The 12,911-nt window shown below is 73.5% G+C and carries 12 protein-coding genes; 3 read left to right on the top strand and 9 right to left on the bottom strand.

Annotation, left to right across the window (positions count from 1 at the left end; all coding sequences use genetic code 11):
- Positions 1 to 409: 409 nt before the first annotated feature.
- Positions 410 to 1,414, bottom strand: coding sequence for a stage II sporulation protein M (locus ACIQTO_RS36800; RefSeq protein ID WP_402397752.1), 1,005 nt, complete (start codon positions 1,412 to 1,414; stop codon positions 410 to 412).
- Between the two features lie 229 nt (positions 1,415 to 1,643).
- Between ACIQTO_RS36800 and ACIQTO_RS36805 the strand changes: the two genes are divergently transcribed.
- Positions 1,644 to 2,630 (top strand): RDD family protein, encoded by a 987-nt coding sequence (locus ACIQTO_RS36805; protein ID WP_402397755.1) that lies wholly within the window; start codon positions 1,644 to 1,646, stop codon positions 2,628 to 2,630.
- 45 nt (positions 2,631 to 2,675) lie between these two features.
- Here ACIQTO_RS36805 and ACIQTO_RS36810 read toward each other — a convergent pair whose 3' ends face one another.
- Positions 2,676 to 3,314, bottom strand: coding sequence for a hypothetical protein (locus tag ACIQTO_RS36810; RefSeq protein ID WP_402397757.1), 639 nt, complete (start codon positions 3,312 to 3,314; stop codon positions 2,676 to 2,678).
- 120 nt (positions 3,315 to 3,434) lie between these two features.
- On the opposite strand from ACIQTO_RS36810, the gene ACIQTO_RS36815 reads away from it, so the two are divergent.
- Positions 3,435 to 4,037, top strand: coding sequence for a sigma factor (locus tag ACIQTO_RS36815; protein WP_402397760.1), 603 nt, complete (start codon positions 3,435 to 3,437; stop codon positions 4,035 to 4,037).
- 29 nt (positions 4,038 to 4,066) lie between these two features.
- Here the strand turns inward: ACIQTO_RS36815 and ahcY are convergent, their stop codons facing one another.
- The 6 genes from ahcY to ACIQTO_RS36845 all read right to left on the bottom strand — a co-directional run bounded on the left by ahcY (position 4,067) and on the right by ACIQTO_RS36845 (position 10,524).
- Positions 4,067 to 5,515 carry an adenosylhomocysteinase gene (gene ahcY, locus ACIQTO_RS36820; protein WP_402397763.1) on the bottom strand — a complete coding sequence of 483 codons (1,449 nt, stop codon included), beginning with the start codon at positions 5,513 to 5,515 and terminating at the stop codon, positions 4,067 to 4,069.
- 320 nt (positions 5,516 to 5,835) lie between these two features.
- Positions 5,836 to 6,810, bottom strand: coding sequence for a cation diffusion facilitator family transporter (locus ACIQTO_RS36825; protein ID WP_402397766.1), 975 nt, complete (start codon positions 6,808 to 6,810; stop codon positions 5,836 to 5,838).
- 132 nt (positions 6,811 to 6,942) lie between these two features.
- Positions 6,943 to 8,193, bottom strand: a complete 1,251-nt coding sequence (locus ACIQTO_RS36830; protein WP_402397769.1) for an SIS domain-containing protein — start codon at positions 8,191 to 8,193, stop codon at positions 6,943 to 6,945.
- 84 nt (positions 8,194 to 8,277) lie between these two features.
- Complete coding sequence (locus ACIQTO_RS36835) at positions 8,278 to 8,460, bottom strand: Trm112 family protein (RefSeq protein WP_402397771.1); 183 nt, start codon at positions 8,458 to 8,460, stop codon at positions 8,278 to 8,280.
- A gap of 149 nt (positions 8,461 to 8,609) precedes the next feature.
- Positions 8,610 to 9,995 carry a phosphomannomutase/phosphoglucomutase gene (locus ACIQTO_RS36840; protein ID WP_402397774.1) on the bottom strand — a complete coding sequence of 462 codons (1,386 nt, stop codon included), beginning with the start codon at positions 9,993 to 9,995 and terminating at the stop codon, positions 8,610 to 8,612.
- A gap of 163 nt (positions 9,996 to 10,158) precedes the next feature.
- Positions 10,159 to 10,524 (bottom strand): DUF3499 domain-containing protein, encoded by a 366-nt coding sequence (locus tag ACIQTO_RS36845; RefSeq protein WP_360192635.1) that lies wholly within the window; start codon positions 10,522 to 10,524, stop codon positions 10,159 to 10,161.
- Positions 10,525 to 10,686: 162 nt separating this feature from the next.
- Here ACIQTO_RS36845 and ACIQTO_RS36850 point away from each other — a divergent pair, with 162 nt between their 5' ends.
- On the top strand, positions 10,687 to 11,139 hold the full coding sequence (locus ACIQTO_RS36850) for a metallopeptidase family protein (RefSeq protein WP_402397777.1): 453 nt from the start codon (positions 10,687 to 10,689) through the stop codon (positions 11,137 to 11,139).
- A gap of 72 nt (positions 11,140 to 11,211) precedes the next feature.
- Here ACIQTO_RS36850 and ACIQTO_RS36855 read toward each other — a convergent pair whose 3' ends face one another.
- Positions 11,212 to 12,909, bottom strand: a complete 1,698-nt coding sequence (locus ACIQTO_RS36855) for a DUF5719 family protein (protein WP_402397780.1) — start codon at positions 12,907 to 12,909, stop codon at positions 11,212 to 11,214.
- Positions 12,910 to 12,911: the final 2 nt, after the last annotated feature.

Below are 12,911 nucleotides of genomic sequence, written 5' to 3' on the forward strand. Positions count from 1 at the left end.
TGGCACGCTGTTGAGTTCTCAAGGAACGGACACTTCCTTCGGACCGCCTTCCAGCGGGCCCTCCGGGCGCTTCGTTCTTTCGTGTTCCCAGCTTATCAGATCCTCGCGGCCGTTCTTACCGGCGCTTGTTTCTCTGAATTCCCGCTGGAGGGATTTCCTTCGACTTCGCTCCGAAGCCTATCAAAGCCTTCAGTGTGCTCAGTTCCAGGGGGTTTACCTCGTCAAAGGGCGCGCACTTCGTGAAATGCGGTGACCCTGATTCGGCGGTGTCGTAGACACTAACGCCTCGGACCGGATGTTGTCCAACCAGTCCCAACCGTTGAAACCTACTAGCCCAGTCGTGCCACGTCAATGGTTTGACCGGGATGCGAGAAGAGTAGCAGGTCAGAGGCCTGTCGATCACACCGGCTCACGCCGCGACCGGCTGCAGGTCCGCCCGATCGGCGGCATCCAGATCGCCGGTCTCGCCGCCTGCGGCGGCCTTGCGGCCCAGCACCAGGGCGTAGAGCAGGAATGCGACCTCGGCCAGCACGCCAATGGCGATACGGGCCCAGGTGGGGAGGCCGGAGGGGGTCACGAAGGCTTCCAGGACACCGGAGACCGCCAGCACCGTCGCCAGGCCGATGGCCATACCGATGATGCTCCGTCCCTGTTCCGCGAGGGCGGTCCCACGAGTCCGGGGACCGGGGTCGATGATCGTCCACCCCAGGCGCAGGCCCAGCCCGCCGGCGACGAAGACGGCGGTCAGTTCCAGCAGACCGTGCGGAATGAGCAGCCCGAGGAAGATGTCGAGCCGGCCGGCCGAGGCCATCAGGCCGACCCCGAGTCCGAGGTTGAGGACGTTGCTCCACATCACGAAGAGCACGGGAATGCCCAGAGCGACACCGAACAGCAGGCACTGCACCGCGATCCAGGCGTTGTTCGTCCAGACCTGGGCCGCGAACGAGCTCGCGGGGCGGTCCGAGTAGTACGCCTCGTACTCACCCCCGGGCCTGGTCATCTCGCGCAGCGCCTCCGGCGTGGCCAGGCTGTTCCGCACCTCCGGGTGGGTGGCCACCCACCACGCGATCACGGCGGTGGCGAGCAGGGAGAGGACGGCGACCGGCAGCCACCACCGGCGCGAGCGGTAGAGCGCGGCCGGGAAGCTCACCGTGTAGTAGCGCGCGACGTCCCGCCAACCGCTGGTGCGGGTCCCCGTGACGGCGTCGCGGGCCCGGGAGACCAGGCTGGTGAGCCGGCCCTCCAACGTCGGGTCCGGCGCAGCGGCCTGGACCTTGGCCAGATGGCCGGTGACGCGCTGGTAGAGGGTGACCAGCTCGTCCGCCTCCTCGCCGGTGAGCCGGCGGTTCCTGGCGAGGGCGTCCAGCCGTGCCCACTCCCCCTGGTGGGTGGCGACGAAGACGTCCAGGTCCATGCGGCAGCTCCATGGTCGGCGCGGGGCGCGCGGGCAGGCGGGTGCGGACAAGTGGGCCCAGCATGCCAGGGAGAGGCCGGGCGCGGGCCGTCGGGACCTCCCTTCCCGTGCGGGTCCGCGGCCCCGTATGTTGACGACTGCAGATCACGGGGTCGTGGGGGCCGATCCGACGGCCGTCCCTCCCCGCGAACCGCGGACCATGAATCACCGACGGGAACGGACGGGTGTCTTGAGCGACCTGGTGACGGGCGAGGCGGTCGTCCTCGGCCTGCGCACGGCGAAGCTTCCGAGCCGGGCGCTGGCGACCGGACTGGACCTGCTCGTGCAGGGCGCCGCGCTGGTGGTGTCCGCCCTGGTGCTGAGTTTCGCCCTCGTCGACCTCGACGGCGCGGCCCTCGCCGCGGTCATGCTCGGGCTCATGGTGTTCTTCCTGGTGGCGCTGCCCGTCATGATCGAGACCCTCACCCGCGGGCGCTCGCTCGGGAAGGCCGCGCTGGGCCTGCGGGTGGTGCGCACCGACGGCGGGCCGGTGCGGTTCCGCCACTCGCTGGTGCGCGGGCTGGTCGGCTTCTTCGAGATCATCGTGCTGAGCGGCGTGCCGGCGGCGATCTGCTCGGCGGTGTCGGCGGACGGCAAGCGGCTGGGCGACGTCTTCGCGGGGACGCTGGTGGTCCGCGAGCGGGTGCCCGGCGGCGGTGGGACGGCGAACGCGCTGCCGCCGGTGCACCCGCAGTTGCTGCAGGCGATCGGCGGCGAGCTGGTCGCGCTGGACCTGTCCGCCGTGCCGGAGCCGCTCTGGTTGGCGATCCGCCAGCTGCTCGGCCGGATCGGCCAGCTGGACCCGGCGGTGGCACACCAGATGTCCGCCCGCCTCGCCGACGACCTCGCCACCCGCACCGGGCACGCCGTCCCGTACGGGCTGCACCCGGCGGCGTACCTCGGCGCGGTGCTGACCGAGCGCCAGCGGCGGGAGTGGACCAAGGCGCAGGGTTACGGACAGCACCCCCTGGCGCAGCCGCACCCCCGGACGCAGCCGCTGCCCCCGGTGGCGGGCCCGCCCGCCCCCGCCGCACCGGCCCCGCCCGGATCCCCCGCGCCCTCGGCTGCCCCCGCCTCCGCACTCCCCACCACACCCCCGACTCCGGCACCGACACCGGCCCAACCGGCCCCTGCCCCGCAGCCGGCCCCCGGCACCGGATTCGCCCCGCCCGCCTGACCGACCGGTCCCCGACCCCACAGCCCACCGAGACCCGCAGACCCGCTACCGACCGTCGAACTCGACGGGCCAGGCGTTCGGCGGTGACTCCAGTTCCTCCAGCTCCACCCCCGCGGCCGCCAGCACCACGTCCCCGGCGAGGTGCACCACCTGCTGCTCGCCCGTCTCCAGGTCCGCCACCTGGAAGCGCTCGACCAGCAGCGGCCCCGAGTCCGTCGCGTGCGTCTCCACCCCCTCCAGCAGCCAGCCCTGGTCGAAGGTGCGCGGCGCCAGCACCGGCTCGGTGAAGGCGACCAGCCGCACCTTCGCGCTCGCCCCCTCCCGCAGCCGCAGCAGCCGGGCGGTGGCGACCAGGAAGGCCGGCGAGCGCCCGGCGAAGCCGTGGGCCCGGTCGTGGCCCTCCACCGCGTGCGCCCCGGCCGGGTCGGCCGCGTCGGTACGCACCCAGGCCACCCCGTCGACCGCCCCGCCGCGGACCTGCCAGCCCCCCGCCCGCAGCTCGGTCCGCAGCGGCCGGGCCCGCGAGTCCAGCGTCAGGTCGACCGTGCCGAGCACCTGCCCCTCGGGCCCGTACGTCTTGGAGACGTACCGCCAGCCGGCCGGCCCGGGGGCGCAGCTGAAGCGCTCCTCGCCGAGCAGGAGGTGGTCGTGGGTGTCGTGGAGCGAGTACCGGCCGTTGGGCATGCCCGAGAGCCTACGTGGACGGTCGCGGCCGTCCGGCATGCAACGTTCGGTCCGGGTGGCCGCATGAGGGGGTGGACGGCGCCGATCGGCGCCGCCGGTACGACGGAAGGGGGGCAGGGGATGGCGAAGACGGCACGCGAAGCGGAGTTCACCGCGTACGTGGCCTCCAGGAGCGGCTGGCTGCGCAAGGTCGCCTACTTGCTGTGCGGGGACTGGCACCGTGCGGACGACCTGGTCCAGGAGAGCATCAGCAAGCTCTACGTGAACTGGCCACGGGCCGGACGGGTGGAGAACGTCGACGGCTACGCCCGCAAGGTGCTGGTCAACACGTTCCTCGCCGAGCAGCGATCACCCTGGTGGCGCCGGACGACGCGCAGCGGCGTCGAACCCGACACGGCGGGCACGGGCGTCGACCTCGACGCCTCCCTCGACCTGCGGAAGGCGCTGGCCGCGCTGCCGGAGTCGGCGCGGGGAACGGGCGGCATCGGCTACGGCTTCGCCGCCGCGTTGGGGGCCGAGCACACGTCCGCCAAGGTGTGGACCAAGGAACAGTCGACGCCGAACCTCTCCCTGTCGCTCGCCCCGGGGACGGCCGAGCCTCCGCACGTCGGTCAGCACGCGGTGCCGGCCCCCTCGGTCGACGGGCGGCCGGCCCACTGGCTGGTCTCCGACAATCCGCTGCCGGTCGACCCGCTGACCTGGACGACCGACGTCCTGCGCTGACCGCGCCCGGACACGGCCGTGTCACCGGATCAGTAGCGGTACTGGTCCGCCTTGTACGGGCCCTCGACCGGGACGCCGATGTAGTCGGCCTGGTCCTTGCTGAGGGTGGTCAGCTTCACGCCCAGCGCGTCGAGGTGCAGGCGGGCGACCTTCTCGTCCAGGTGCTTCGGCAGCACGTAGACGCCGATCGGGTACTGCTCGGTCTTCGTGAACAGCTCGATCTGCGCGATCGTCTGGTTGGCGAAGGAGTTGGACATCACGAACGACGGGTGGCCGGTCGCGTTGCCCAGGTTCAGCAGGCGGCCCTCGGAGAGGACGATGATGGTGCGGCCGTCCTCCTTGCGCCACTCGTGGACCTGCGGCTTGACCTCGGTCTTCACGACACCCGGCAGCTGGGCCAGGCCGGCCATGTCGATCTCGTTGTCGAAGTGGCCGATGTTGCCGACGATGGCCTGGTGCTTCATCCGGGCCATGTGCGAGGCCATGATGATGTCCTTGTTGCCGGTCGTCGTGATGAAGATGTCGGCCGTCTCGACGACATCCTCCAGGGTCGCGACCTGGTAGCCGTCCATCGCCGCCTGCAGGGCGCAGATCGGGTCGATCTCGGTGACGATGACGCGGGCGCCCTGGCCGCGCAGCGACTCGGCGCAGCCCTTGCCCACGTCGCCGTAGCCGGCGACGACGGCGACCTTGCCGCCGATCAGCACGTCGGTGGCACGGTTGATGCCGTCGATCAGCGAGTGGCGGCAGCCGTACTTGTTGTCGAACTTCGACTTGGTGACCGAGTCGTTGACGTTGATCGCCGGGAACAGCAGGTTGCCGTCACGGTGCATCTCGTACAGGCGGTGGACACCGGTGGTGGTCTCCTCGGTCACGCCCTTGATGGTGGCGGCGACCTCGGTCCACTTGTTCGGGGTCTCGACCAGGGTGCGGTTGAGCAGCTCCAGGATGATCCGGAACTCGTCGTTGTCCGCGGTCGACGGGTCCGGCGCGGCACCGGCCTTCTCGAACTCGACGCCCTTGTGGATCAGCAGGGTGGCGTCGCCGCCGTCGTCCAGGATCATGTTCGGGGTCTGGCCGTTCGGCCAGGTCAGCGCCTGCTCGGTGCACCACCAGTACTCGTCCAGCGTCTCGCCCTTCCAGGCGAAGACCGGCACACCCTGCGGGTTCTCCGGGGTGCCCTCCGGGCCGACCGCGATGGCGGCGGCGGCGTGGTCCTGGGTGGAGAAGATGTTGCAGGAGCACCAGCGGACCTCGGCGCCGAGAGCCGTGAGGGTCTCGATCAGCACGGCGGTCTGCACGGTCATGTGCAGCGAGCCGGTGATCCGGGCGCCGGCCAGCGGCTGCGACGCCGCGTACTCGGCGCGGATGGACATCAGGCCGGGCATCTCGTGCTCGGCCAGCTGGATCTCCTTGCGGCCGAACGGCGCCAGGGAAAGGTCGGCGACCTTGAAGTCACCGGTGATGTCGGTCGACATGCGTCTGCTCCTCGCTGATGGGGGTGGGGCACGGCCAAAGGTCCTGGGTGTGCGTCGCGGCACGGCGCGGGCCGCACGGGTGCGCGGCAACGCCGGGGCCACCGGGCCCTAGGAGGGACCGGCTCCCTGCTGCTCAGCACAAACCGTCGGAGGACCTCTCTCCCTCGACCGGCGCGCGTCCACGGGGGACGGGTCGCCGATCGACCGCCATCAGCAGCGACGTTCTGGCTCTGGTGACGAATCTACACCGGCGGGCCCCTGGGGCGGCTCGGTATGACCGTTTTTCGGCCTGCCGCCCCGGGCGGGCGGCGGACCGGCGCTCAGTGCGCGCCCGGCACCGGTCCGCCGGGGGTGGCGTAGGGGTCGTCGCCCCGCGCCTCCTTCTCGGCGCTGTACACGTCGGGCTCCAGGTAGATGGCCCGGGCGATCGGGACGGCCCGGCGGACCCGGGCCTCGGCGGCGTCGATGGCCTGCGCCACCTGCGCGGCGGTGTCCTCCGCGTTGACCGCGATCTTGGCGGCGACCAGCAGCTCCTCCGGGCCGAGGTGCAGGGTCCGCATGTGGATCACCCGGGTGACGGAGTCGTGGTCGACCAGGGCGTCGCGGATCTCGGCCACCACCTCCTGGTGGGCGGACTCGCCGATCAGCAGCGACCTGGTCTCCGACGCCAGCACGAGGGCGATCACGATCAGCAGCAGGCCGATCGCCAGGGTGCCGATGCCGTCCCAGACACCGTCCCCGGTGATCACCGTCAGGCCGACCCCGAGGAGCGCCAGCACCAGGCCGATCAGCGCGCCGCTGTCCTCCAGCAGGACGACCGGCAGCTCCGGTGCCTTGGCCCGGCGGATGTAGGCGGCCCAGCCGTGCGTGCCCTTGTCCTTGACGGCCTCGCGGTAGGCGGTGAAGAAGGACCACGCCTCCAGCCCGATCGCCATGACCAGCACGCCGATCGGCCAGTACCAGTTGTCCAGCTCGTGCGGGTGGGCGATCTTCTCGTAGCCCTCGTAGACGGCGAACATGCCGCCGACGCTGAACAGCACGATGGAGACCAGGAAGGCGTAGATGTAGCGCTCGCGCCCGTACCCGAACGGGTGCTCGGGGGTGGCCACCCGCTGCGAGCGCTTGCCGCCGACCAGCAGCAGCACCTGGTTGCCGGAGTCGGCCAGCGAGTGGACGCCCTCGGCCAGCATCGAGGAGGAGCCGGAGAACGCGAAGGCCACGAACTTGCCGACCGCGATGCCCAGGTTCGCGGTGAGGGCCGCGACCAGGGCCTTGGTACCGCCTTCGGTGCTCATGCTCGGGTGGATCCCTCCGCCGGGGGCCGTTCACGCGGCCCGCGCTCTGCTCTGTCGAGTGCCGTCTCTGTCGAGTTCCGCCTCGGTCGAGTTCTGTCGAGCGCATACGGTACCGGGCCGCCGTGTCGCGGCTCAGGACTGCGCCGCGAGCCCCAGGTAGACGGCGGCGAAGTCGGTCAGCGCGATCAGGTCGGCCAGCGCGTGCAAGGGGTCGGGCCGGGTGCTGGCGTACTCGGTGAGCCGGACGTCGTGGGCGGCGGCCAGCCGGTGCGCCCGGGTCGTCGCGTAGCCGCGCGGGCGCTCGTCGTCGGCCGGCACCTCGGCCGGCCCCGGGTCCTCCTCGCCGGCGGCCGCCCCACCCGGGAGGTGCCGCAGCACCAGCACCTGCAGGTGCAGCGGATCCGGCTCGTCGACCCGGTCGCGGAAGAAGTCGCCGGGGTCGGCGCCCCCGCCGAGCTGGCCGGCGAACATGCCGCGGTGCGCGGTCAGCACCTGCGGCAGCAGCCCGGCCGGTGCCGGGCGGCCGGCCCGCTCGGCGAGCTGGGCGGCGAACCGGGCCACGGCCGCCCCGGCCACCGGGCCCTCGGCCCAGAGCAGCGGCACGGTACCGGCCAGCCGGGCGGCCAGGCTCTTGGCGGGATTGGTGTACGCGGCGGCGTCCGGCCGGCAGCGCACGGCGGCCTCGTCCAGCAGATCGGCGGTGGCGGCCGGCGCGTCGTAGGGCAGCTGGGTGACGCCGAGCTTCTGCGCCAGGGCGAGCAGCGGGGTGAGGTGGGCCCAGAGCGCGGCCGGGTCCTCGGCCGGGAGGTCCGGCTCGGCGGCCGGCCCGGCCGGGGGCGTGCCGTCGTCGGGCAGGTTCGACGGCACGTAGGGCAGCGGCAGCGCGCGCACCTGGAGGGCGGCCTCGGCCAGCCGGCTGCCGGCGGGGGCGGTGACGACGATGGCGCAGCCGCGCGCGTAGGCCTGTTCGGCGAGGGCCACCAGGCCCTGCTCGCCGCCGTCGGCGGAGCTGATCACCAGCAGGTCGAGCGGCCCGGCCCAGCCGGGCAGCTGCCAGGCCAGCCCGGCGGTGAACACCGGCGGCGCCGAGGCCCGGTCGGTCCGCGGCACGGGGGCGGCGTCGGTGGGCGGCAGCGGTGCGACCAGGCTGGCGGTGCCGGCCAGCGCGGCGAGGATCTCGCCCGCCGTCAGCGCGCTGCCGTGGCCCGCCACCAGCACCGCGCGCGGGCGGCCGTCGGGGCGCAGCCGGTCCACGCCGGCCGCGTCGGCGAGCCGCAGCGCGGTGCGCACGCGCGCACCGGCGCCGGCCAGGGCCAGCAGGGCGCGGTCGTGGTCGGCGCGCTGGAGGGCGGCCGGGTCGTCGAGCAGGGTGTCGTCGAGCATGCGGCGGGCCTCCGGCTGCTGGCTGGGCGCTGCGAGGGCGGGTCCGTCCGGGTCCGCGCCCCCTGCGGGTCTTGGCCCCAAGGATCAGGCCGGGCGGCGGGCCTCGTCCACCAGCAGCACCGGAATGCCGTCCCGGACGGGGTAGGCGAGGCCGCAGCCCGCACCGGTGCAGAGCAGCTCGGGGTGCTCCTCGCTGCCGCCCTCGGTGAGAGCGGCCCGGCACTGCGGGCAGACCAGGATCTCCAGCAGGAAGGATTCGAGCTTCATGGGGTGTCGGGCTCCAGATCTCGGGGGTGGCACGGCGGTGCCCCGGCCAGGAGGAAACCCTACCGGCCGGGGCACAGGCGGCGTGCGTCAGGCGCGTGCGTCGGGCGCGTGCCTCGGGGCGCCCGCGGGGGGCGTGCGTCGGGTGGGTGTCAGCCGCGGACGACGGCGAGCACGCCGTCGCGCAGCTCCGCCATCCTGGCCGGGTCCTTGGCCTCGACGTTGAGGCGCAGCAGCGGCTCCGTGTTGGAGGCGCGCAGGTTGAACCACCAGTCGGGCCCGGCCACGGTGAGGCCGTCCAGCTCGTCCACGGTGGTGCCCTCCAGGCCCGCGTACGCGGCCCGGACGGCGGCGGAGCGGCCGGCCTGGTCGGCGACGGTGCTGTTGATCTCGCCGGAGGCGGCGTAGCGGTCGTACTCCGCGGTGAGGGCGGACAGCGTGCCGTCCTGCCCGCCGAGGGCGGCCAGCACGTGCAGCGCGGCCAGCATGCCGGTGTCGGCCCGCCAGAAGTCGCGGAAGTAGTAGTGCGCGGAGTGCTCGCCGCCGAAGACCGCGTCGGTGACGGCCATCTCCTGCTTGATGAAGGAGTGGCCGACCCGGGTGCGGACCGGCTTGGCGCCGAGCTCCCGGACCACCTCGGGCACGGTCCAGGAGGTGATCAGGTTGTGGATGACGGTCGGCTCGTCCTCACCGGCGGCCTTGGCCCGGGCGACCTCGCGGACCGCGACCAGCGCGGTGATCGCGGACGGGGAGACCGGCTCGCCGCGCTCGTCGACGACGAAGCAGCGGTCCGCGTCGCCGTCGAAGGCGAGGCCGAGGTCGGCGCCGACCTCGCGGACCCTGGCCTGCAGGTCGACGATGTTCTTCGGGTCGAGCGGGTTGGCCTCGTGGTTGGGGAAGGTGCCGTCCAGCTCGAAGTACATCGGGACGAGCTCGACCGGCAGGCCGTCGAGGACGGTCGGCACGGTGTGGCCGCCCATCCCGTTGCCGGCGTCGACGACGACCTTGAGCGGCCGGATCGCGGTCAGGTCGACCAGGCCGAGCAGGTGGTCGGCGTAGCCGCGCAGGGTGTCCTGGGCGGACAGCCCGCCGGGCTCGATGTCCACCGCGGGCACGGTGACGGTGTCGTCCGGCGCGGTCCAGGACTCGACCAGCTCGCGGATGTCGGCGAGGCCGGTGTCCTGGCCGACCGGCGCGGCGCCGGCCCGGCAGAGCTTGATGCCGTTGTACTGCGCCGGGTTGTGGCTGGCGGTGAACATCGCGCCGGGCAGGTCGAGCTTTCCGCTGGCGTAGTACAGCTGGTCGGTCGAGCAGAGGCCGATCTCGACCACGTCCGCGCCGTACGCCGCGGCGCCCTCGGCGAAGGCCCGGCTCAGCGACGGGGAGGACGGCCGCATGTCGTGGCCGACCACGATCGCGGACGCTCCGGTGACCCGCACGAACGCGGCGCCGAAGGCACGCGCGAGGCCCTCGTCCCACTGGTCCGGGACGACGCCTCGAACGTCGTACGCCTTCACGAGCTGCTTGAGGTCGCGCACTGCGGCTCCACCCTGGTCTCTGTCTGATCGATGTGCTTCCGGGGGCGGCTGGCCGCCCCCGGGTCACGCTGTGTCGGTGCACCGCGCCGACGGACGGGCGGTAGACCGGCAGCGTACCGGGGTCGGGCGAAGCCCCCGTGCGCGGTGCGGGCGGGGCTGGCCGTCAGTTGTCGGGCGAGCGCAGCACGCGCAGGTGGCCGCGGCGGCCGGCCTCGGTGGACTCCCCCTCGGGCCCGCGGCCCTGACGGGGAGTCTGCGGGCGGGCGGCCTCGCGGACGGCGTTGGCGAGCGCTTCGAGGTCGTCGCTGCTGCGGCGCAGCGGGCCCGCCTCGGCGGCGAGCCGGACGACCTCCCAGCCGCGCGGGGCGGTGAGGCGCTCGGCGTGCTCGGCGCACAGGTCGTAGCAGTGCGGCTCGGCGTAGGTCGCGAGCGGGCCGAGGACGGCGGTGGAGTCCGCGTAGACGTACGTCAGCGTCGCGACGGCCGGTCGGCCGCACGCGGTCCGCGAACAACGACGTACAGAGCTCACGAGGGTGGACGGTACCGCACTCCTCGCCGGGGAGCGAAGACCGCCTGCCCGGAGGGCGTGCCGTGTCGCGGTCCGCGCGCCCGTCCGTGCACCCGCCGCCCGGGCCATTCGCCGTCGGGGTGGTCCACTTCCGACCGTCCAAGGACTACCCTCGGCAGTGATATGGACAGCTCTGTACCGCAGTCATCGACGGGACCTTCGCGCCGCCCGCGCCACCGCGACCGGCACGGCAGGGGTCTGCGCGGCCCGCTGGCGCCCCCGCAGGTACCGATCTCGCTCACCCGCTCCGAGTTGTTCGACGACTACGTGCGCGAGTCGGTGGAGCGTCTTGAACGACGTTGGCCGCAGTTGATCGAAGTGGAGTTCGCCGTCCAGGAGGTCCCGCTGCACGAGGCGCAGGGCCCGGACGCGGACGGCGGGGTGCCGCTGGGGCAGGTGTCGCCGGGCCGGCAGGGGCGCAAGAGCCAGATCGTCGTGTACCGCCGGCCGGTGGAGATCCGGGCGAAGTCGCGGGAGGACCGCGCGGCCCTGGTGCACGAGATCCTGATCGAGCAGGTGGCGGAGCTGCTGGGGCTCTCACCGGATGCCATCGACCCTCGCTACGACGAGGAGTGACACCACGACGAAGGGGCGGTACCCGGCACCGGGTACCGCCCCTTCGTCATGCTCGTCACGTTCGTCACGGTGTCAGCGGAGCACGACGCCCTGGTCCTGGGCGGCCCGCGGGACCTTGACACTGCTGTGGTCGTCGCGCAGCGCCTGGATGGTGAACATCGGCACGTCCTTGGCCGTGATCGCCAGCATCCGGGCGGCCACGACGGGGCCGCCGGAGACGGTCTCCACGGTCAGCGCGAAGCTGCCGTTCAGCCCGGTGGGCTCGGGGGCCGGGAGGGCGACCGTGCCGCCGGCCGGCAGCTGGACGTCCTTGCTGGTCGGGGTGCCGCCGCCGGTGCCGGCCGAGGCGGTGACCTTGACCGTGGCGGCCTCGCCGGTGGAGGTGAGGAAGAGCGTCGACGGGCCGCCGCCGCGGTTGTCGGCCACCGTGGCGCGGGCGCCGACCGGGGCGGTGCCGGTCAGCCACGCCGCGTCGGCCTTGCCGTTCGCTCCGGTGCGGTCGATCCGCAGGCCGGCCACGACCGGGGTGGGGTGCTTGTCGTCGCTGGGCGAGAGCCGCAGGCCGGCCACCTCGTCGCGGGTGACCTTGCCGAGGTCGACGGCGGCCACCATGCCGGCCTTGACGTGGATGGACTCGTTGCCGGCCGGGGTGAACCAGCCGTTCTTGCCGGAGAGCTCGATCTTCAGGTCGGCGTCGTCCTCCGGCGGCGCCCAGACCACCAGATGGGCGGCGGCGGTGTCGGCGGGCAGGCCGGGGAGCACCTGGGTGGGTGCCGGGGCGGCCGAGGAGGGCACCCAGTCGGCGCCCTTGCTCCCGTCGGCGGCGTGCAGGGCGGCACCGACCCGGCCGCTCCGGGTGACGACGTGCACCGCGAGGTCGGCGACCTGGCCCTTGCTGATGGTGGGCAGCAGGATGGACTGCGAGCTGCCGGGGGCGACGGTGATGCCGTTGGCGGCGTCGTTGTCGATCAGGCCCTTGTCGCCGTACAGCTTGATGTCGACCACGGCGGCGGTGGCCTCGGTGTTGACCAGGCTGACGTAGTCGGTGCGGTCGCCTGCGGTGCTGGCACCGGCGAACCAGAAGCCGGTCCCGGCCGGGGCGCAGGTGATGCCGGACAGGCCCAGGCCGCGCTGCTCGGTGACGGTGGTGGTCTGGGTGACGGTGAAACCGGGCGCGAGGGCGCCGGTGGCGACCGCCCCGGTGCCGGGGGCGTTGTCGCTGTTGGCGGCGGGGGCGACCACCAGGGCGCCGGGCTTGGCCAGGGTCAGCCGCGCGTCGGAGGGCGCGCCGCCCTTGTCGGCGGCGGGCGCGCCGGAGGCGGCGGGCACCGGTGCCGGGGGCGCGGCCGCCGAGGGTGCCGCGGTCGGCGCGGCGGCGGGCGCCGCCGCGTCGGCCACCCAGCCGGCCCCGGCGGCGTCGCCACCGCTGCCGGGCGGGGTGTAGGCGGTGAGGACGGTCGAGCCGGTCAGGCCCTGGAGCGGCTGCGGGCAGACCGCGGCGCTCCGCTCGACCTGCGCCGAGGTCGCCGCACCGCCCTGGCCCGCGGCGGCCGGGGTGGCCGGCGGGCGCTGCCAGGCGACCCCGAACACCACGGCGAGCACGGCGGCCGCGGCCAGCAGCGACTGGGTCGTCTTCGTCCCTCCGGACGAACCGGACGACGCGGACGACCCGGTGGCCCTGGTGGAACCGGCCGGGCCGAACGCGGCCTCGTCCGGTGCCCCGGCGTCGGCCGGGCTCTTGGACTTCTTCGAGAAGGCGGGCTTCTTCATCG

The organism is Kitasatospora sp. NPDC091207 (assembly GCF_044768625.1).
Classification (GTDB): domain Bacteria; phylum Actinomycetota; class Actinomycetes; order Streptomycetales; family Streptomycetaceae; genus Kitasatospora.